Source organism: Paenarthrobacter sp. NPDC090522 (assembly GCF_044769225.1).
GTDB lineage: Bacteria > Actinomycetota > Actinomycetes > Actinomycetales > Micrococcaceae > Arthrobacter.
The window spans coordinates 22701-43224 of the sequence record NZ_JBIVXL010000025.1 but is presented as its reverse complement, the minus strand read 5'-3'; the positions used below and the strand labels follow the sequence as shown (position 1 = coordinate 43224).

Genomic DNA, 20524 nt, shown 5'->3' with positions numbered 1-20524 from the left:
ACATGACCATCGCACCACCTGCCACACCGGCAACGCTCTCCGCCGCCGGGCTGACTCTGGGCTATGACGGCCGGATCATTTCAGAAAACCTGGATGTGAGCATCCCGCCGCTTTCGTTCACCGCCATCATCGGCCCCAACGCTTGCGGCAAGTCCACCTTGTTGCGTGCCCTGTCGCGGCTGCTGACGCCAACCTCGGGGCGTGTGATGCTGGACGGAAAGCAGATTCAAAAGTATTCCACGCGCGAGGTGGCCAGGCAGCTTGGGCTGTTGCCGCAGACGTCGACGGCACCGGACGGCATCACCGTCATGGACTTGGTGGCCCGTGGACGTTTCCCGCATCAAAGCATGTTGAAGCAGTGGTCACCTGAGGACGAGGCCGCCGTGACCAAGGCCATGGACGCCACGGACATCACGCATTTGGCTGACCGGCACATCAACGAATTATCCGGCGGGCAACGGCAGCGGGTATGGCTGGCACTGGTCCTGGCCCAGGAGAGCCCCATCATGTTGCTGGACGAACCAACCACCTACCTGGACATCAGCCATCAGTTGGAGATCCTCAATTTGTGCCGGGAGCTGCACCGCAGCGGACGGTACACCCTGGTGGCCGTCCTGCACGATTTGAATCTGGCATTCCGCTACGCTGACCACTTGATCGCCATGAAGGACGGCGTGAAAGTGGCAGAGGGAAGCCCTTCGGACATTGTGACTGCGGATCTGGTCCGGGAAGTGTTCGGCCTGGAGTCGTTGGTGATACCTGACCCAGTGACGGGCAAACCTATGGTCGTTCCCTTGGAGGAAGGCTGAGGTCCACCGCCACGTGGCGTAGGTCGATGCATGAGGCGCCGGGAATACAGAGCGCGGCAGCGTATCCCCGTCCAAGCTCCAGCCGGACAATGCTTGGGGGCATGACAGGACCCGGGCTTTCGAAACAGATGGTGCGCGGATCCACTGAAAGGCCGGTGCCGGTTGCTTTGACCAATGCTTCCTTCCGGACCCAGTACCCGGCGCGGGTCCCCGCCCACCGTTCCCGGGGCAGGGCATGCAGGGCAGCTCGCTCGGCATCGCTAAGAGCCACCGCATCGAAATCGGGAAATGCGGTGGCTCCTTCGTGTTCAACGTCCACGCCAACGTCAATCCCCTCGGTCACGGCGACCATGACCACATCACCTGCATGGGAGATGTTGGCGCGCAGCCGCGACGGGGCGCCGCCAACGTGCAGCACGGGTTTGGCGGTCCTGGACGATGCCACCAACTCCACCCCTGCGGGGTCGATGCCGAACTGTCCCTTGAGTACTGCCTTGAGGATCAACCTCGCACTTGCGGACCGGACGCGGTCCTCATGGCGCCGTTTCGTTGCCACTTGTCCGCGTTCAGCGGTGCTGAGGTACGCGGATTCCGCTGCGTCCTCGAGCGGGGCCGCCCAGCTGATCCAGGCCTGGGCCGCCGTCCCCGACGTCACGCTCTGACCGGCTCCGGCCGGGGCGTACCGGTCGGAACGCTGGCTGTGTTCAGCAGGTCGATCGTGGAATCCACGAGTCCGCCGCGCCAGCACAACCAGTCGTGGCCGCCGTCGAACACTTCGAAGCTCGACTCGACTCCAGCGGCGATGAGGCGCTCATGGACGGTGCGGCTGTGCAGGACCATGTCACCTTCGTGCAGACCAGCCTGAAGCCGGACGACGGGCGGATGCTCAAACGTTGTGCGGGCGATCCGTTCGGCGATGTCACCGCCGGGGCTGCCTGGGACCGGGGACGTGTAGGGAACGGGCCACCAGAAAGACCCGGACTGGCTGGCCACCAGACCGAACCGTTCCGGGTGTTCCAGTGCGGCAAACATGGCGGCCAGTCCGCCGAAGCTTTGCCCGGCCACGACGGTCCGGCGCGGATCCTTCGTGAAGGCCGCGACGGTTTCTACGAGGGGGAGCAGTTCGGTCAGGATGGCGTCCCAGAACGTGCTGTTGCAGGGAAGTTCTTCGGAGCGGACAGCACCGTTGAGCACATCGATGGCCACTATGACCGCTGCCGGCATTTCGCCCTCTGCAACAGCCGCGTCAAACACGCGCGCGGCCGGCATTTGGTGGACCCAGTGCTGGCCATCGAGCAGGATCACCAAGGGACGATCCGCCTTGTCAGTGTCGGCGTCGTGGGGGGGTTCGTGGACCCAGACGGTTCGTGTTCTGCCCAGCAGGCCGCTGTCCCATGACAGTTCATGGGTGGTGCCTGCGGTGACGGACGTCGGGGCAGGATCATCCCACCAACGCTGCAGGGGCGCCCCGGGCATCGCCAAGCCCGATTTCAGGCCTGCCCGTACGGGGTTGAAGGGGTCGTGCCGGGCGTGTTGGAGCAGTGCGATCCAACGTGCCCGGCGACTCGTGTCCTGCAACCCGGCCTCCGGCGGATCCACTTCCCGGACGAGGTCAGCCGTGGCAGGTATGTAGGAGTAACTTCCCCGCCACTCCCCGGAGACCTCCACAGCCCAGAACCAGATGCCGGTTCCTGGAAGCCTTTCCATGACCGGAAGCACCGCAGCGTGATGATTGGTAACGGAGTTGACGTCCATGTAGACCCGTTCAATGCCTCCCTCGGCGTCGGAGCCGGTCTCCCTCCACAGGAAGGTCACACGGCAGCGTCCCCCGGGGATCGCTTCGACGGTCGGGGTGCCGGTACGGCCCACGCGTGCCCAGAAGGCCTCCTCGGACCCGTCGTCGGCCAAGGCAGCCAAGAGTTGCGGCCGAACGTTTTCAAGCATGACTGCTTCTCCTTAGGTTCCGGGCGTGTGCGCGGGCTGGGGGGTGGTGGCCGCTGCAGCGGTCGATCCTTCATTCTCACCGGGTTCGATGGCGGAGCCAGTATTCACCAGCGCCCGGAACCCCAGCAAGCCGCCGAGTCCGGCAACAACTGCGGACGTGCCGAACACCGTCAGCGCAAGTGATGCCGGTACCAGCTTGCCCAGGCCGCCGAGGGCCAGGGCACCGCCGGAGTCAGCACCAACTTCCTGCGCCATCCACAAGGCGTTGACCCGGCCCAGCAACCGGTCGGGCGTGTTTTGTTGCACCAGGGCGTACTGCAGGATGCTGCTCAAGGAGCTGAACGCGCCGAACAGGGCCATCGCGGCCAGCGCCGGGACCAGGTCACGGCAGAGACCCAGCGCAGCCAACGCAGCGAAAGACGCCGTGGCAAGCAGGATCATTGCCCTCCCCGGGCGCTGGAGGTGTCCTACCCAGCCGCTCAAGAGTGTCGCAGCCACGGCGCCGAGGGGTACCGCCGAGTACAGCAGGCCGGTTCCTTCGGGCCCGACGTTGAAAGTGGCCACGGCCAGGGCCGGGATCAGGACGCGGACGCCTGAGGCGGCTGTTTCCAGGGTGCCAAGGAGCACCACGGATCGGACGATCGTGTTGCGGTAGACGAATGCTGCGCCTTCCAGGGCGCTCCTGAGCGGGTGCTGTGGTTCTCCGGTACGGTCAGGCAGCATGGGCGGCAATCCAAAGAGCAGGACCACTGTCACCAGGGTGGTTGCTGCCGCGCTGGCGTAGTTCCACCCGACGCCTCCGGCGGCGATGACCACACCGCCGATTGCCGGTGAGATCATGGTCCCGAGCCGCACGGAGAGCATGTTCAAGGCGCCGGCGGCCGGGAGTTTGTCCCGGGGGATCAGGGAGGGCGTGGCGGCCATCAAAGCCGTGACGGAGAATCCGCCGAAGAAGCCGTCAATCGCTCCCACGACGTAGACAGCTGTCAGGGACGATTCTGGCAGCCAGGCGTTCAGGGCCAAGGCGGCGAAACCAAGGCCCCCCAGTATGCGCGAGCCAATAATGATCTTCCGCCGGTCGAACCTGTCCGCGGCCTCGCCGCCAAACAACAGTCCCAGGAAGGCGCAGATTCCCTCGATGCTGGCAGCCAAGCCCACATGGAGCGTGGAGTCGGTCAGGTCGAAGACCTGCACGGGGATGGCGACGGCCAGCATGCCCAACCCAAAAATGGAGATGGTCCGGGCGATGAAGATGCGGCGGAACGCGGGACTGACCCGCAAGGGGCTGGTGTCCAGGACGAAGCGCGCCCTCGCCTTTGCCGGTTCAGTCATCGTCGTCCGCTGCGTGATGGTCCAACCCTTCAACGCCGTTCTTCCAGTAGCCGTCAATGTCGGTGTGCCCCTTGGGCACGCCGAGGACATCGCGGACGTGGCGGCGGATGGTCTTCATGGCCGCTGCCTCGCCCGCTGCCCACACGAACAGGTCATCGCCCGCGGGGCGCCAGGACAGGACGGCGTCTTCGAGGGCCGTGACGCCAAGGACGTTGCGGTGCAGGTAACGGACCACGGCTCCGGGATGGTGTGGCAGGTCGATTTCACCCGCTGCCGAGTCCACGCTGATGAACACGTCGCAGCTCAGGTTTGCCGGGAGTTCCTCCAGCCAGCGGGCGAGGGCGGGCAACCCTGTTTCATCCGCTGCCAGAAGGTAGTGGCCAAAGCCTGTCGGGTACAGGTGGGACCCTCGCGGCCCCAGGACACCCAATTGCTGACCGGGTGAGGCCGCGATGGCCCACCTCCCGGCCACCCCATGGTCGTGGAGCACGAAATCAATGGAGACTTCCAGGGTGTCCGGATCGAACGCCCTGACTGTATAGTCCCTGAACAACGGCCTGGGCCGCCCTTCGGGCATGACGAGCCGGTCGGGCCCAGCTTCGGGCAGGTGCAGTTCGCCGGTGGCAAGCTCCGGAAAGACCAGCTTGACGTGGTCCGAAACGGCCATGGGACGGAACGGAAAGACGGCTTTGGTCATGTCGTCCCCGCCGAAGATGACACGCCTCATCACCGGGCTCAGGTCAATGACCTTCAGCACTGTAAGCAGGCGGGGAGTGACCTCGTGGATGTGCAGTTCGATGGCCCGGGAGGGCTCCGCGGTGGCCGCCGGGGTTCCGGTGGTTGTGGAGGTCTCTGTCATGGGGTGGTCTCCTGGGTTGATGTGGCGGTGTGGCGCTCGATTCGGCGGCTGGCAGCAAGGGCAGCTGACAGTGCCGGTGCAAACGATGGAAGTATCTCCGGGGATACGATGTCCTCGTGGGAGCAATCGAGCCGGTGGATCCGCAGCCCGTCGACCCGCTGCCCCCACGCCTCTTCCGGGTCGAAGCCGTCCGGGAGGGTCCGCTCGGCCACGAACAGTTCCGCTGCTCCGTGGAACACGGGGCTGGTAGCGGTTTTCAGCAACCGGACCGCATCGGCGTAGTTGGCGACGATGTCGGTAAACATGGCCTCACGTTCGGCGTCGGGTTCCTGGTCGGGGACCGCGTCGAGGAACCCGGCCCGTTCGCGGTCGGCTTCTGCTTCCGCTTCGGCTGCCGTGTCGGCGTCCCAGTCCTGGCCTTCTGGTGGATAGGTATCCAGCAGTCCAAGGAACGCGATGGTTTCTCCTTCGGCCTGCAACCGCGCCGCGAGGGCGTGGGCGATGGTTCCGCCGAGTGAGTATCCCAGCAGACGGTAGGGCCCGTGGGGTTGGGCGGCTCGAAGGTTCCGGTAGTGGCTGTCCACCACATCGGTGAGGCCCGTGGCGTGGGCGAGGGGACCGTCCGGTCGTGGTGACTGCAACCCAATAACTCCGTGGCCGTCGTCGAGGTGGCTTGCCAGTGCCTTGTACTGCCAGGCGAAACCCGAGGCCGGGTGGATGCAGACCAAGGGTTCTGCGTTTCCGGGCCGGATCTGCAGGAGCTGGTCGAAGGCTGCGTTGGTGTCGGTTCCCGTGCCCAGCTGGGCAGCCAGGGCTTCGACGCTGGAGCTGGCCATGATGCTGCCAACGTGGACACGACGGTCCAGTGTCCGCCCCAACTCTGCTGCCAGGCGCATCGCCAACAGTGAGTGCCCGCCGAGTGCGAAGAAGTCGTCCGTGGCTTGGACGCCGTCCACACCCAGCACGGAGCCGAAGGCCTCGGCAACCGTGGTTTCGAGTCCGGCGGCCGGCGCGCGGCCGGTGCCGGAGGCCATATCCGGAGCGGGCAGCGCGCGGCGGTCCAGCTTGCCGTTGGAACTCAGGGGCAGTTCCGGGAGCACCACCATGGCGGCGGGCACCATGTGGGTCGGAAGGGAGGACAAAGCCGCAGCGTTCACGGCCCTTAGCAGCTCCGTGTGGTCCGTCCCGGGATCGTCGGGGACCAGGTAGCCGACCAGGATGCGGTGGTCCGCTCCCGTCAGGCCGGTGCCCGCGGTGGAGCTTCTGGCGATGACGACGGCGGTGCGGACGCCGGGCAGGGCGGCGAGCACGGTTTCAATTTCGCCGGGTTCGATGCGTTGTCCCCGGATCTTGACCTGGTCATCGGTTCTGCCCAGGTATTCGATGGAGCCGTCAGGAAGCCGACGGACCATGTCACCGGTGCGGTACATCCGTTGACCTTCGGCAAACGGGTCAGCCACGTAGCGTTCTGCGGTGAGGGCAGGCCTGCCCAGGTAGGCCGTGGCCAGTTGCGCCCCGGCAAGGTACAGCTCGCCGGCCACTCCCAACGGGGCGGGCCGCAGCAGCGGATCCAGCACATGCAGCTGGGTGTTCCAAACCGGCGATCCGATCGGGACACTGCCGGTGAGGGCTCCCGGGACCGGACCGGCCCAGCGGTGCGCCGTGACGTCCACGGCCGCCTCCGTGGGGCCGTAGAGGTTATGCAGTTCCGCGCCGACCACATCGCTGAAGGATGCGGCGAGCTCTGCGGAGAGCGCTTCGCCGCTGCAGAAAACGTGCCGCAGGCTGGGCAAGGCAGAACCGGGGCCAATGTGTGCCTGCAGCGAGGGTTCCTGGAGGAATGCTGCAAGCATGGAGGGAACAAAGTGGATGATACTCACTCCACCGTCGCGGATCAGCTGGCACAGCGCCGACGGATCCCTGTGGGCCTGGGGCGGTGCGATGAGCTGCCCAGCGCCGACCATGAATGGCCAGAAGAACTCCCACACTGACACATCGAAACTGGACGGGGTCTTTTGCATGACGACATCGGCTGCTGTCAGCGGATACTCGTGCTGCATCCACAACAGCCGGTTCACGATGGCCCCATGCGGGACCTGGACGCCCTTGGGCCGTCCCGTTGACCCCGAAGTGTAGATGACATAGGCAGGGTGGCCGGGGGTGAGTTCAGCTTCCACATCCTCCCGCCAGCCCAGACTCGAGCCGCTGGACACGGGGTCGTCCTCGACGTCGGCTTCGGTACGGTCCACCACCAGAGACGGCACGTTGGCCGTGATGAGGTCCCCGGCCAAGGCCGAGGTCAGCAGCAGCCGCGGTTTGGCATCGTCCACCATGAACTGCAACCGTTCTGCCGGGTAGCTGGTATCGAGCGGCAGGTACGCGGCCCCCGCTTCGATGACGGCCAGGATGGAGACAGTCAGGTTGGTTGAACGGGGGAGCGCGACGGCGACGATGTCGCCAGTGCGGACACCTGCCTGCCGCAGCCGCCTTGCCAGCCGGACGACGCGCAGTCGCAACTGGGCGTAACTGAGATCTCCTTCATCACTGGTGATGGCCAGATTTCCGGGAGCCATACTGCCCTGGTCCTGGAGCAAGGAACGCAGCGTCGCTGCAGGCACGACGTGACTGGTCGTGTTGGCGGCTTCGACCAGGTCCCGTTCAGCGGGCAGCAGGACCCCAAGACGGGACGGGGCTTCCTGGGCGTCAGAGACCACCGAGGCCAGCGCGGCACGGAACCGCTCCAGCAAGAGCCTTCCATCCGCCTGATCCAGCCGGTGTTCGAGCACCAGCCGGTAGCCTGCCGGTTCGGGCAGCACCAACAACGTCACCGGGTAATGGGTGTAACCGCGGTTGTTCAGGGTGGTCAGACGCAGGCCGGAGGCACCGGCGTCATACAGGGAGGACTCGGCCGGGTAGTTCTCCATGACGAAGAGGGTGTCAAAGAGGGTGCCGGCACCGGCGAGCTGTTGGACTTCGGCCAATCCGATGTGGGAGTGCTCGCGCAGCTCCGACTGTGCCTGCTGCACATCGGTGAGTTGCAGGGCCAGCGGCTTGGCACGATCCACGGTGATCCGCACCGGGAGTGTGTTGGTGAACAAGCCGATGACGTCCTGGTCGTGCTGGTTGTCCCGGCCGGAGACCGTGCTGCCGAAGATGACGTCATGTCGTCCGGTGAGCTGGGCAAGGGTCTCGGCATATGCCATCTGGAAAACGGTGTTCGGCGTGGCACCCACGCGCCGGGCCACGGCCGCGATCTGCTGGGCCAGGCATTCCTCCAGGACGGTGGAGATCTCGAACAGGGGAGACTCACCGGCGGAGGAGTTGCCTGACGGGAACGTGGGGGCGAGCATCGTCGGAGTGCACCCGGCCATGGCCCGCGCCCAGACGGCGCGATCCTCGTCGGAAGTTTCCATTCTTCGCACGGCGTCCCGGTAGGCGGAGAGAGCAGTCGGCCCGGGCAGGATCCGGTCTTCGTATGCGGTGAGCAGGTCACGGATGATCAGCGGGGTGGACCATCCGTCCACCACCAAGTGGTGGGCGGAGAGGTAGAGGCGTGCGGAGGTGCCGCTGACCCGCAGGAGGTGGGCGGCCAGCAGTGGTCCCCTTGCCACATCGAAGTGCCGGTTGGCTTCGGCTTGTTCAATGTCTTTGGCGGTTGTTTCCACTGTCTCCGAGCTGGTGCCGGCGCAGCTTGTTTCTTCCCAGATGAACTCCCGCCGATGCGCAGCGTGGGGGATGACCTGCACCGGTCGGGAACCGGTGCCGCTGTCGAAGCCGGCCCCGAGCTGGGGGTGCTTGTCCAGTAGAAGGCCAACAGCCTGCCGCATCCGGCCGCTGTCGAGGGGACCCTCGAAGTCAAGGACGGTGACGGAGCTGTAGCTCGCGGACTCACCGAGCTGGGCATGGAACAACAGGCCTTCGTGCAGTGGCCCCAGGGGCAGGGCTGCCTCCAGCGGTCCATGGACTTGTTCCAGGCGGTGGACCTCCGCGAGGGTCAGTCCGGTGCCGGGGACATCGGCGGGAACGGAGGTCGCCAACGCTTGCACGGGTGCGGCCTTTGCCTGCCGCAGCAGTGCCATGGCGGCGCGTTCCATCGCTTCGGTCAGGGCTTCGACATCGTGGAGTTGAAGCAGCCGTTGCGCCCAGGTCCAGCTCAGTGCGAGCTGCTTTCCGTCCAGGAACATGTTCAGTTCCAGGGGGTGGGACAACGGTATGGCCGGGTCGATGTCCACGGCGAAGGAGTCCACGAAGACGCCGGTTCCGCTGATGGGGGTGAAGTGCCCTTCATCGTTGGCGAAGCGGCCGAGGTAGTTGACCAGCAACGACGGCGGGCAGGCCCGGAAGAGCCGGTCGAGTTCCGGGCCGGTTTGTTCGTCCAGGTAGCGGAGGATGCCAAAGCCCAGGCCATGGTCGGGGACCTCCCGCACGGCTTGTTTGATGCTGCGGACAACATCGAACAGCCCGGTGCCCCCGGCGAGGGCGTCTGCGGCGTCGATGGCACCGAGGTCAAGTCGCAACGGGTATTCGGCGGTCAGCCAGCCGACGGTCCGTTCCAGGTCAAGGTCGAGCCCGTCGCTTTCGCGTCCGTGGGTTTCGCGGGCGATGCCCAGCGACTGTGTGCCGACCTGCTCGGCTGCGGCCAGCATGACCGTGGCCAGCAGCACCTCGTCAATGGTGGCCCGGTACGCGTCAGGGAGTTGCTCCAGCAGGGCGGTGGTTGTCGCCTGGCCAAGGAGCAGCCGGGCGGTCCCGGCCGTGCCGTGGGTGTCCAGGGCGGGGTCCAGTCCGGCGGCGATCCTGCCGGTCCCCGCAGCGAGCTGCCCTGTCCAGTACGCAAGTTCGTCGCGTCGGGCAGGGATTTGCGCGTGAAGACTCTGGGTCCACTGCCGCAGTGAGGTCTCCTCCGCGGGCAGCTCGGGTGCGTGCCAGGTGAGGACTGCATCGACAACCTGGCCGAGTTCGGGGAGCAGCGTGCGCCACGATACGCCGTCGACGATCAGATGGTGCAGTACCAGCACCAGGCGGCGGGACTGCCCGGCCACGGCGATGATCGCAGCGTAGACCATGCCGCCGCCGACGGGGTCGAGGTCTGCGGCACCTTCACGGAAAGCGAGGTCTGCGGCGTCGTTCAGTGCTGATTCTGTGGCACCTGCGGGCAGATTGATTTCCCGGACGTCCGGCACCGGGCTGTCAGCGGCGGAGGGGATGTGCAGCTCCTGGCCGTTCAGCCGTGCCCGCAAGGCAGGGTGGGCTGCGGCCAGCGCACCCAGGGACCGGGCCAGGTCCTGGCGGGACAACGCGGCCGGTACGGTGACGCAGACACCCTGGGCGTAGCGTGCGCCGGCCCCGGAGGCTGTTTCAGCGAACCATTTCATGATGGGTAGAGGCGGGACCGGCCCTTCAGGACTGGGCGGCGCAACGATCTGTGAGGTAGCGAGGGAGGTAAGAGCCGTGGCCATCGCAGCTGGGGTGCGAAGCGCGAAAACGTCGCGGGGACGGAGTTGGTAGCCGCCCCGGCGGGCGGCGCCGCAGACGGCCATGGCGGAGATGCTGTCGCCGCCGAGGGAGAAGAAGTCGTCGTCGACACTGACCAGCGGCATGCCCACGACGGTAGCGATGGCTGAGCACAGCAGTTCTTCCTCAGCGGTGGTTGGTGTCCTTCCCGGGGCACTGGCGACTGCTGCCGGAGCCGGGAGCGCGGCGCGGTCCAGCTTTCCGTTGACGGTCAGCGGCAGTTCATCCAGGTGGATCAAAATGGCCGGTACCAGATAGTCGGGCAGGGTTGCGGAGAGAATCTCCCGGACCCGGGCTGGCGGATCCTGATCCCTCCGCAGGGCTGTGCCGGCCCCGGTCACGAAGTAGCCGATCAGACGGTTGGTATGGCCCAATGGTTCGGCGATGACAGCAGCGGCCACAACCGATTCAACGCCGGTCAGGGCGTCCTCGACCTCGCCCAGTTCCACGCGGAAGCCTCGGACCTTGACCTGGTCATCAACCCTGGAGAGGTAATCGATGGTGCCGTCCGGGCGCCACTGCACCAGGTCCCCAGTGCGGTACATCCGTTCGCCATCACGGTGGGGATCCGCCACGAACCGTGCCGCGGTGAGATCCGGCCGGCCCAAATATCCGCGGGCCAGGCCCGGACCCGAGATATACAGTTCGCCGGGCACACCTGCGGGCAGCGGCCGCAGGGCAGCATCGAGGACATAGACACTGGTGTTGCCGATGGGCCTTCCGACCACGGGGACCTCAGCGTCCAGGACGTTGGCGCCGAGGGTGTCGACGCTGTATTCGGTGGGGCCGTAGAAGTTGTGGCTGTGCGTTCCCGGAGTCTCCCGAAGCGTCTTCCACAAGGCCGGCGATGCTGCCTCGCCACCGATGAGGAAGAGCGCGGGATGATGTTCGGCCGAGGCGAGGAGACCGCTTTCGAGGAGCTGGGCGCCGAAGGACGGGGTGACATCGAGGGCGTCGATGCGTGCAGCCCGGACTGCCTCGACCACAGCCTGCGGATCGCGGCGGGTGTCGTCGTCAAAGACGTGCAGTTCGTGGCCCAGGTAAAGCCAGATCAGCTGCTCCCAAGATGAATCAAAGGAGAAGGATGCCGTGTGTGCTGCCCGGACCCGGCGGGGCGCCAGGGTTGCGATAGTGGAACCGAAAACATCGGCTGCATGGTTTTCGAGAAGGTTGCGCAGGCCCTCGTGCGTGCTCTGCACGCCCTTGGGCCGGCCCGTGGATCCCGAGGTGTAGATCACGTAGGCCAGATCCTTCGGGTGCAGCTGACGGGTCCGGTCTGCGTCGGAGACCGGAGTTCCCGGCAGTCGGCTGGCGGCGGAGACGATGTCCGGGTCATCGAGGCCGAGCACGCGGACATCGTCGCCTGCGAAGGTGGTGTCCACCTTGCTGTTCGTGAGCAGGATGACTGGGGCGGCGTCCTCCACCATGTAGGCGAGCCGGTCCTGGGGGTAGTCGAGGTCCAGCGGCAGGTACGCAGCTCCGGAAGCTACGACGGCGGCGATCGAAACCACGGATTCGATCGAGCGGGGGAGGGCGATCGCGACGACGGTATCCGGGCCAACGCCCTGGGAGATCAGGTACCGTGCCAACGAGTTCGCCCGTCCGGTGAGTTCGGCAAAGGTCAGTGACAGGTGTCCACAGACAACCGCCGTTTCGGTGGGTGTTTCGGCCGCCCTGGCGTCGAGGAGTTCCCCGACCGGCGCGGCGCTGTGGGGGACAGTTGTACCGGCACCCCAGGCGTGAAGGATGAGGTCCTGTTCGTCGGCTGTCGCTATCGGAAGGCCATCGACGGCGCCGGCGCCAGGGTCGGTCGTGGACAGTATCCAGGCCTGGAGGCGCCTGGCATGGCCGGCCAGGTCTTCGTCGCTGTATCGGCCCGGATGGGCTTCGATTTCGATGACGGTCTCTTCGCCCTCCCGGAGCACGGAGAATTCCAGATCGTCCACGGGCCCGGCCGAGAGGTGGCGGGTTGTGACCGATGCCCCGGCCAAATCGGTGGTGTAGTCGAAGATCTTGATGTTGACTACGTGCCCATACAGTCCCGTTTCCGCGCCAACCAAGTTGGCGTCGCGCATGATCTGCTCGGCACCGTAGCGGTAATGACGCCGCGCCTGCGCGATGTTGCGGGCGGTCAGGCGCGCCACCTCACCCAGCCCGGCGTTCCGAGCCAGCGGTACGGTGACGGGAAGTACGGTGACCACCGGGCCGGACGTTCGCAAGGCGCTCTTGGTCCGGCCCATGAACGGGACACCGAGAACCACGTTGCGGGCGGAGCCCATCCTGCCGATGTAGCTGCCTACCGCAGCAGTCAATACATCGGCCCAGGTGACGTGGTGGGTGCGGGACAGCTCGGTCACCGCGGCCATTTGCGCTCCATCAAGGCGCAGTTCGTGCCGGCGCACCGGTGCCCAGGTGGCCGGCGCGGTTTCCAGCGCCCGCGCCGCTCCGGCGAGCGACACCGGCGTCGGCAGTTCGCTGCAGTAGTCCCGCCAGAAGGCCGCGTCCTGCTCTTCGTCGGCCGAACCACGGTAGGCGGACTCCTGGTCGACTACCAGGGAGAACGCCGTGAAGGGTGAGGCCGGGATTTCCGTACCCGAGACCAGTGCCCGGTAGATGGCGCTGATGTGCTCGGTGATGGCGGTGAAACTGTAGCCATCGAGCAGGATGTGGTGGAAACGCTGGTACCAGAACCACCGGTTCTCACCCACACGGAACAGCGTCTGACGGTACAGGGCTGAACCGTCCGTCAGTGAGACCGGTGTTGCAAGGTCCTGGTGCATCCGGGTCCGGGCCTCATCGGCGCCATCCGCCCGGAAATCCACGACCTCAAGCGGCGCCGACGCCGCGGCTCCGGGGTGCTGGCCCGGGGTGCCGTCGTCGTCGAACGTGCTGTGGATCGTATCTGCGTCCGCGAGCCCGAGTGCTACTGCCTCCGTGAACAAGGTCTCGTCCAGTGACCCTTGGATGTCCAGATAACGGGCCACGTTGAAGATGGCCGTGCTCTCGCCCTCCAAGTGATGGGCGTACCAGATGCCCGGTTGGGCAGCGGCAAGGGGTAGCCGGCCTTGGAAGGTGGGGGTGGCGGGGTTGTCCTGCAGCTCAACCGTGTTGCTGAGGTCAGGGGTGATGGTCATCGGAGGTCCTGTTCGGGAAGGCGCAGTTCTGTGGTGCTCTGGGCGCGGAGTCGTGGAGGGCTAGCTGATGTGGGCGCGGAGGCTCAGCGGCCGGAGGTCGGTCCAGCTGCGTTCGATGTGCTCGACGCAGCCTTGCCGGGAATCGGGGCCGTGAACGGTTGTCCACCCCGCGGGTACCGCCGCGAAGCCAGGCCACAGGCTGTGTTGTTCTTCGCTGTTGGTCAGGACCAGGAACGTTCCGGTTTCCTCGTCGAAGGGGTTCTGGATTTCGCTCATGGTTATTTCACTGCTCCTGCAAGCTCAAATGTTCCTGCCGTCGCGCCGGCGGTGGCTGCGTCGAGTGTGAGCGCCCAATGTTTGATGGTGGGTTCTTCGGCGAGCTGTTCGTAGGCCACCTGATATCCCGCGGTGCGCAGGAATTCCACGAGTTCCATCATGCGGATGGAGTCCACGCCGAGGTCGCCCAGGTTCTCCGCCGGGTCGATTTCTTCGGGGTCAAGGTAGGCCAGTTCGGCAACTTTGCCCCGCAGCATGGCCGTAATCGCGGACAGGCCTGCTGTGTTTACTGCCGCGCCGGCGGTTGGCGCGGTTGCCCCCCACGCTTGGTGCAGGTCGGCGGTGGTGGTGACCACACCGCAGCGGCCGGCCACCCATTCCAGCGCCTGCTGGTGGTGGGCTTGGGAGAAATCGGCCACGGCATCGGCCACGAAGAACGGTTGGACGTCCTGCATGAAAGCATCGGTGGCCGTGACCTGGCAGCCGATATGCGCGTAAACGCCGGTGATCGCCAGTTGGGTCCGGCCGGCTGCGGCCAACTGCTCAGCGAAGTCGCTTCGCTGGTAGGCGGAGTAGCGCCATTTGGTCAGGACCGTATCGCCTTCTTCGGGTGTCAGCGCATCGATGATCCGTGCCCCGTCTTCGTTGGTTCCGATGCCTTGCCCCCACAAATCGGTCAGCAGGGCGCGGTCCTGCGGGTCCTGGTGGGAGGGCTGCGCCGTATAGAACACTGGGATGCCCAGTTCCCGGGCCTGGTTCCGCAACGCCTGGATGTTGGCGGTGACGGCGTTGATGGGTTCAGTGCCAGCATCGAAGGGCCGCAGGAAGTGGCGTTGCATGTCGTGGATCAACAAGGCTGAGCGGTCCGGTTCGGCCGCCCAGGCAAGGGACGGCGCGGGCAGTTCGCCCGGGGTGGGCAACGGATAGCTGATGCTGGCGGGAAGTCGCTGGCTCATGGCAAATCTCCTGGGTATATGGGCTTTCGTAGGTGGTCAGTGCTGGGGTTGTGTTGGCTGGGGTTGGAACTGACCGGCCAAAGTACGGCGCAGTTGGGCCCGGCTGTTTTTACCAACCCCTGTGGTGGGAAACTCGGTGACGAACTCGACGCGGTCCGGGATCTTGTGCGCCGCCACGCCCCTGGTGCGGATGAACTGCAGGATCTCTTTGCGGGTGGGTGGTTGCCCTGCGGGCACAATGACCGCGCAGCTTCGCTCTCCCAGGTACTGGTCCGGGATCGCGACGACGGCGGCGTCATGGACCAAGGGGTGGGCGAGCAGATGGTCTTCGACTTCCTCGGCGGAGATTTTCTCGCCACCACGGTTGATCTGGTCCTTGGACCGGCCTTCGACGCTCAGGTAGCCGCCGGGCAACCGGCGCACGATGTCACCAGTCCGGTAAAAACCATCTGCGGTGAACGCCGTCGCGTTATGCCCTTCGGCCTTGTAGTACCCCCGGATGGTGTACGGCCCCCGGGTGAGCAGGTGCCCTGGTGTGCCGTCGGCGACCGGGTGATCTTCGTCGTCGACGATCATGACCTCATCGGCCTCACTCATGGGGCGGCCCTGGCTGGTGCAGACGAGGTCTTCCGGGTCCTCCTGCCGGGTGTAGCACACCAGCCCCTCGGCCATGCCAAAAACCTGCTGCAGGCTCGCCCCCAGGTCGGCCCTGATGCGGCGTGCGGATTCGGGCAGGAACTTGGCTCCTCCAACCTGGATGGTGCGGAGGCTGCGAAGATCAGCGGATGTGGTGGCTGCGGCCCGCATCCAGGCCAAGGCCAGGGGCGGGACCAACGGAACGATGGTGACGGCTTCGCGTTCTATGACAGGGAAGGCTGCATCAGGTGCTGGTGATGATCCCAGGACGACGCGGCCACCGGCGAGCAGCACACCCAGGAACCCGGGAGAACTCATAGGGAAGTTGTGTGCCGCGGGCAGGACCAGCAACATGACGGCGCTGGCATCCAGACCGCAGACTTTGACGCTCTGGCGCACCGAGTAGTGGTAGTCGTCGTGGGTCCGGGGGATCAGTTTCGGTGTGCCGGTGGTTCCGCCTGAGAGTTGCAGGAAGGCGACATCCCCGGTGTCGGTGGGGACACCTTCCGAACATTCTTTGCCAAGCCCCGCTTCAAGGACTTCGTCCAGGCCTGTCTGTCCTTCAAATGTTTCTCCGTCAATGATGACCGTCAGCCGGTTCCGGTTTAGCGCGGCTGCCTGGGTGGCAGCGACTTCGGCTGCCATGGGCCGGTAGTCGAAGCTGTCGTGCACGGATGGGCCGATGTAGGCCACGGGGTCCGCTTGCGCGGCGATGGCCACGAGTTCGCTGTGCCGGTGTGCCGGGAGCAGGTACACCGGGATGGCGCCGACGCGCATCAGGGCCAGTGCCGTGACCAGGAAGGACGTGCGGTTGGGCAGCTGCAGCAGGACACGGTCCCGAGGGCGTATTCCCAAGGAGATAAATCCACCAGCCATTTGCGCGACCTTTTGTTCGAAGGCAGCGTAGGTGAGGCGTCCGGCGTCGTCGACGACGGCGATAGCGTCCGGGGTGCGTTCTGCGTGGGTCGCTGCGACCCGGTCGAGGCGTTCGCCGGTCCAGTAGCCTGCCGCGCGGTAGCGGGCAGCAGTTTCCGCGGGCCAGGAGATGGTCCCTTCGAGCGTCATTCGGTGAACCCCATTCCGCGCAGGATGGTGCGGAACTTCGCTTCGGTTTCGGCGAATTCGAGTTCAGGGTCGCTGCCGGGGACGATACCCGCACCGGCGTGCACACGGAGTTCGTCATCGCCTATTTCGGCGCACCGGATGCTGACCACCCATTCGCCGTCTCCGGAGGCATCCACCCAGCCGGCGGCGCCGGCGTAGAAACCGCGGTCTACGTCCTCGAGCTCCTGGATCAGATCGCACGCTGTGGTGGTGGGCCACCCGCAGACAGCGGGAGTCGGGTGCAGGGCGAAGGCCAGGTCCAGGGCGCTGGTGTGGGTATCGCGCAAGTGGCCTTGGATCTTGGTGGACAAATGCAGCATGGATCCTGTCCTGATCAGTTCAGGGACGGGTGGAACATCGAGGTCCTTGCAGTATCCGCTCATGACCTCGGCCACCATGTCCACCACGATGGCGTGTTCGCGGAGGTCCTTGGCCGAGCGGATCAGCTGTTCGGCGTTTTCACGGTCGATGCCTGCATCGCCAGTCAGAGGCACCGAACCCGCCAGGGGATTGCTCAAAGCGGTGGTCCCTGAACGGCGGATCAACAACTCAGGGCTGGCGCCCACAAGGGTGCGTCCACCGGGAAGGGGGGCCGCGAAGGTATAGGCGGTCGGATTCTGGCGGAGCAGTCGCAGGAGCAGCCCGGCGACGTCCACCGGTTGGGTGAGGGCTGCCTTCTGGGATCGTGCCAACACCACTTTCCGGAGGCCTTCGGGAGTGAACCGCCGCAGGGCCTCTGCGACGGCTTCCTTGTAGTGCGTTGCAGGTGTCTCTCGTTCCAGAATTGCCGCTGCAGGCACAGGCGCTGCCGGTGAAGCGGTCCGGCCCGTGAGCTGTGGTCCCCGGAGCGTCGACTCCATCAGCAGGAACTCCCCGGGATGACCGGGGGTGAAGGGCAGTACGCCACCGAGTAGGGCGGTCCCTCCTTCAAGGACCTTGTGCAGCGTTGCAGCGTCTTGGAGACCGCCTTGGAAGCGTTGGGTGCCCCTGCCGAGGATGGTGCCTGAACGGCCGGTGACCAGAAAATCACCCGACCGGTATTCTTCCAGCGGGTCACGAACCCAACTGGATGTCTCGGGAATTTCGGGGGCAAGTTGAAGCGTCACGATAAACCTTTCGGTGGTGGGTGTAGCTCAGGCGCGAAGAGTCGCGCCGCCGTCAACGTAAATGTCCTGCATGGTGATGTGGCCGGCGTCCTCGGAGAGCAGGAACGCCGCGGTGGCAGCGATGTCGTCCGGGGAAGCGATCTTTCCCAGGGGAACTCCCACCCGGAACTGGGCAAGGTCGCCCTGAAGTACCGATTCGAGCCCCCGCTCCGGGTCATTTCCCCAGAACGCCCGCTGCATGCCGGTGTCGGTTGATCCCGGACACACGGTGTTGCAACGGATGCCGCGTGGCGCCAGCTCCAAGCCCAGGGAACGGGTCAGCGCCGCGGCAGCGGCCTTGGACGCGGCATAGACCGGCATTGCGCTTCGTGGGACACCGGCCGCATTCGAACCGATGACCACAATCGCCCTGTTATCACTCTCGGTCTCCAGCATCTGCCTGGCAGCGGCAGTGACCACCAGGAACGTGCCGGTGGCGTTGACGGCGAAAACGCGGTTCCATTCATCAACACTCGTATCCAGTGCCGAGCCCACACTGTGGATTCCCGCCGCGTGGACCAGTTGGTTCAAGGCCGCGCCGGTATCGCGGATCGCGGCAAACAACGCCGCGACCTGACCGGCGTCGGAGACATCAGTGGGAACGGCCAGGACCTTAACGCCAGTCAACGCCTCGGTGGTGTCTTCCAGAGCTGCTTCGTCGCTGTCTGTCAGCACCAGAACATCCCGGGACGTGCTCCTGCTGGCAAGGCGATGGGCCACGGCCCTGCCAATGCCACCGCCGGCGCCCGTAACGAGCACCGCCCGTGATACGTTCCGCATCAAAATTCCTTCCATGAGTTAGCTAAGGCTTACCTAAGTTATTTACAACATGAAAGTGTTACCTAATTCGGCATACCTAGGTATGGCCCAGCTGGGAGGTCGGCGCCACGCACCCTGGTGGCGCATCCTTGACTGAGTCAGGGAGTGCGATTTCTGCAGAGTGGCAAGGGTGAAACGCTTTCTGACGCATGCTCCGCCCGTGCCCCGGCGAGGCGGGGAAACCGCGGCTGTGATTTGCGGCACTAACAGAATGTGACGCCTGAAGAAGCCGATATGACAGACAGTTGACAGGTTGTGCGTAAGACTGTCGTTCCATAACTTGCGAACATCACACTGAAAAGGACGCCACCTTGGGGACTGCGTACAACCATCCGTCCGACCTGCGGGACATCGCCAGATACACCGCGCAGATGAGGGACTGCTCGATGCAGCGCGCCTTGCTCGCAGAGAAGCGCCGGCTTGCGATGGTCCAACACTTCGATGACGGGGTAACCATCGCTGCGATGGCCAGGGCGATGGGAATCACGGAAGCGGCGGTAGCCAAGGTCATCAAGAACGGTCCAACCGGAGTCGTCCGGGCACGGCAGAGCGCCGTTCAGGGCGTCTGAAGGGTCAGCTGACAGATGCCGCGGCCCCCGCGGAGGGCACACCAAGGTACCGCTGGATGCCAGAAGGATGATCTTGTGGCAGTTCGTCGTGGCCCGGCTCCCGGACAGCCGGCTCGCTCACGATCTCCGTACCCGTCCACTGACGGCACAACAGAAAAGTGGACGTGCCCTTTCCGGGAACTGCAGATGATCCGGCGGACGATCTACTTTGCTGGCTGGCTGTGCGCGACGCGGTTTCTGCCGAGTGCCTTGGCCTGATACATGGCTCGATCCGCGGCCTCGATGAGGTCCGCCAACTGGGACGTTCCTACGTGGTACTGGGCGATCCCGTAACTGACGGTCGGCATCAGGACGCCGTCCGGTGCGGGGACGGATGCCAGATGTTTGCTGATCTCGCGCGCGATCGCTTCGGCACGTTCCGGACCAGCGCCGGGAAGCAGGAGGACAAATTCTTCCCCGCCGTAGCGCGCCACCAGGTCGGTCGGGCGAACTGAAGCGGTGCAGGCATCGGCGAAGGACCGCAGGGCACTGTCGCCGGCGGCATGGCCATGGGTGTCATTGATGGCTTTGAAATGGTCCAAATCCGCCAGGATGAGTGCCCCCGTGTTGGGAGTGACGGTTCGGTCCGCCAGATGCTCCGCCGCGAGGTCCATGAAGGCCTTGCGGTTGAGCAGGTTCGTCAGGTCGTCCCGGGAAGCCACCACGCGCAGGGCACGGGTTTGCTGCTCGCTGCTCAGCGCGGACATGCTGAAGGACACCACAACCAGCAGAACCATGGTCACCATGGTGGTCACGGCTGATCCGAAAACCGTGACGAAGACCAGGCCCGTCTGGCCAACCGCAAGGAACGCGATCCAGCGCAGGCAGTAGAAAACTGCCAGCACTCCGGAAGCCACCGCCATGGGTATCCGGACCCGGGAATACCCTGGTTCAAGACGCCAGAGTTCGTACGATGACAGCCCTAGGCCAAGGCTCATGGACGCCAGGAACACCGGCCCACCGGACCACGCGTTGATCGCCGGGTTATCCAGCAGTGAACTGACCAGAGTCAGGACGGGCAGCGCCGCCGCAGCCCACGCGGAAAGCGTCAACGACCGCAGCGACCTGGCACCTGCCCAGACAGCCACTGCTCCATAGGCCAGCAGCGTGTTGCCCAGGGGATTGGCCCACACCTGGTGTGCGCTGCCATCCAAGAGGAAGCACCCCGCGCCGGTAAGGAAGGACAGCAGCGCAACGCACCACCAGCCGCTGTAAGCGGAGCGGGTGGGTCGGTAGGCGGAAAAGTAGAACAATGCCGCCAGGACCAGCGTGAGAAGGCCGAACGCGATCCGGAGGGTTGTCGTATCCAGGATCATCGCTTGAGTTGTTCCTTCCGGCCGGTGGGATCAGCCTCAGTATCGCACCGCGTCCCTCCAAAAACGGTCGTC

Annotated in this window: 13 protein-coding genes; 2 read left to right on the top strand and 11 right to left on the bottom strand. The window is 65.4% G+C overall.

The features are described from left to right. The first annotated feature begins 2 nt into the window (after positions 1–2). On the top strand, positions 3–809 hold the full coding sequence (locus ACIQT2_RS21720; protein WP_400336510.1) for an ABC transporter ATP-binding protein: 807 nt from the start codon (positions 3–5) through the stop codon (positions 807–809). Here ACIQT2_RS21720 and ACIQT2_RS21715 read toward each other — a convergent pair. From ACIQT2_RS21715 to ACIQT2_RS21670, 10 genes are read right to left on the bottom strand one after another with little or no spacing between them, the layout of a single operon-like run. After that, positions 781–1464 carry a 4'-phosphopantetheinyl transferase family protein gene (locus ACIQT2_RS21715; RefSeq protein WP_402950720.1) on the bottom strand — a complete coding sequence of 228 codons (684 nt, stop codon included), beginning with the start codon at positions 1462–1464 and terminating at the stop codon, positions 781–783. The two genes, ACIQT2_RS21720 and ACIQT2_RS21715, sit on opposite strands and share 29 nt — an antisense overlap. Beyond that, on the bottom strand, positions 1461–2753 hold the full coding sequence (fes, locus tag ACIQT2_RS21710) for an enterochelin esterase (protein WP_402950717.1): 1293 nt from the start codon (positions 2751–2753) through the stop codon (positions 1461–1463). The genes ACIQT2_RS21715 and fes overlap by 4 nt, the downstream gene beginning before the upstream one ends. A gap of 12 nt (positions 2754–2765) precedes the next feature. Continuing rightward, positions 2766–4085 (bottom strand): enterobactin transporter EntS, encoded by a 1320-nt coding sequence (gene entS, locus ACIQT2_RS21705; RefSeq protein WP_402950714.1) that lies wholly within the window; start codon positions 4083–4085, stop codon positions 2766–2768. Further along, on the bottom strand, positions 4078–4944 hold the full coding sequence (locus tag ACIQT2_RS21700; RefSeq protein WP_402950711.1) for a siderophore-interacting protein: 867 nt from the start codon (positions 4942–4944) through the stop codon (positions 4078–4080). The genes entS and ACIQT2_RS21700 overlap by 8 nt, the downstream gene beginning before the upstream one ends. After that, on the bottom strand, positions 4941–13592 hold the full coding sequence (locus tag ACIQT2_RS21695) for an amino acid adenylation domain-containing protein (RefSeq protein ID WP_402950709.1): 8652 nt from the start codon (positions 13590–13592) through the stop codon (positions 4941–4943). The genes ACIQT2_RS21700 and ACIQT2_RS21695 overlap by 4 nt, the downstream gene beginning before the upstream one ends. A 60-nt stretch (positions 13593–13652) precedes the next feature. Then, positions 13653–13868, bottom strand: coding sequence for an MbtH family protein (locus ACIQT2_RS21690; RefSeq protein ID WP_400336516.1), 216 nt, complete (start codon positions 13866–13868; stop codon positions 13653–13655). 2 nt (positions 13869–13870) lie between these two features. Then, complete coding sequence (locus ACIQT2_RS21685) at positions 13871–14824, bottom strand: isochorismatase family protein (protein WP_402950706.1); 954 nt, start codon at positions 14822–14824, stop codon at positions 13871–13873. 36 nt (positions 14825–14860) lie between these two features. Next, complete coding sequence (locus ACIQT2_RS21680; RefSeq protein ID WP_400336518.1) at positions 14861–16525, bottom strand: (2,3-dihydroxybenzoyl)adenylate synthase; 1665 nt, start codon at positions 16523–16525, stop codon at positions 14861–14863. Beyond that, positions 16522–17670, bottom strand: a complete 1149-nt coding sequence (locus tag ACIQT2_RS21675; protein ID WP_402950703.1) for an isochorismate synthase MenF — start codon at positions 17668–17670, stop codon at positions 16522–16524. The genes ACIQT2_RS21680 and ACIQT2_RS21675 overlap by 4 nt, the downstream gene beginning before the upstream one ends. A gap of 27 nt (positions 17671–17697) precedes the next feature. Beyond that, positions 17698–18489 carry an SDR family oxidoreductase gene (locus ACIQT2_RS21670; protein WP_402950700.1) on the bottom strand — a complete coding sequence of 264 codons (792 nt, stop codon included), beginning with the start codon at positions 18487–18489 and terminating at the stop codon, positions 17698–17700. 350 nt (positions 18490–18839) lie between these two features. On the opposite strand from ACIQT2_RS21670, the gene ACIQT2_RS21665 reads away from it, so the two are divergent. Then, on the top strand, positions 18840–19097 hold the full coding sequence (locus tag ACIQT2_RS21665) for a helix-turn-helix domain-containing protein (RefSeq protein WP_402950697.1): 258 nt from the start codon (positions 18840–18842) through the stop codon (positions 19095–19097). A gap of 203 nt (positions 19098–19300) precedes the next feature. On the opposite strand, the gene ACIQT2_RS21660 is transcribed toward ACIQT2_RS21665, so the two are convergent. Further along, positions 19301–20452 carry a diguanylate cyclase gene (locus tag ACIQT2_RS21660; RefSeq protein ID WP_400336522.1) on the bottom strand — a complete coding sequence of 384 codons (1152 nt, stop codon included), beginning with the start codon at positions 20450–20452 and terminating at the stop codon, positions 19301–19303. Positions 20453–20524 lie beyond the last annotated feature (72 nt).

Bases quoted from the DNA above. Each gene is read 5' to 3' on its own strand.
- fes (WP_402950717.1), bottom strand. From the start codon at position 2,753: ATGCTTGAAAACGTTCGGCCGCAACTCTTGGCTGCCTTGGCCGACGAC.
- ACIQT2_RS21700 (WP_402950711.1), bottom strand. From the start codon at position 4,944: ATGACAGAGACCTCCACAACCACCGGAACCCCGGCGGCCACCGCGGAG.
- ACIQT2_RS21680 (WP_400336518.1), bottom strand. From the start codon at position 16,525: ATGACGCTCGAAGGGACCATCTCCTGGCCCGCGGAAACTGCTGCCCGC.
- ACIQT2_RS21690 (WP_400336516.1), bottom strand. From the start codon at position 13,868: ATGAGCGAAATCCAGAACCCCTTCGACGAGGAAACCGGAACGTTCCTG.
- ACIQT2_RS21720 (WP_400336510.1), top strand. From the start codon at position 3: ATGACCATCGCACCACCTGCCACACCGGCAACGCTCTCCGCCGCCGGG.
- ACIQT2_RS21695 (WP_402950709.1), bottom strand. From the start codon at position 13,592: ATGACCATCACCCCTGACCTCAGCAACACGGTTGAGCTGCAGGACAAC.
- ACIQT2_RS21660 (WP_400336522.1), bottom strand. From the start codon at position 20,452: ATGATCCTGGATACGACAACCCTCCGGATCGCGTTCGGCCTTCTCACG.
- entS (WP_402950714.1), bottom strand. From the start codon at position 4,085: ATGACTGAACCGGCAAAGGCGAGGGCGCGCTTCGTCCTGGACACCAGC.
- ACIQT2_RS21685 (WP_402950706.1), bottom strand. From the start codon at position 14,824: ATGAGCCAGCGACTTCCCGCCAGCATCAGCTATCCGTTGCCCACCCCG.
- ACIQT2_RS21670 (WP_402950700.1), bottom strand. From the start codon at position 18,489: ATGCGGAACGTATCACGGGCGGTGCTCGTTACGGGCGCCGGCGGTGGC.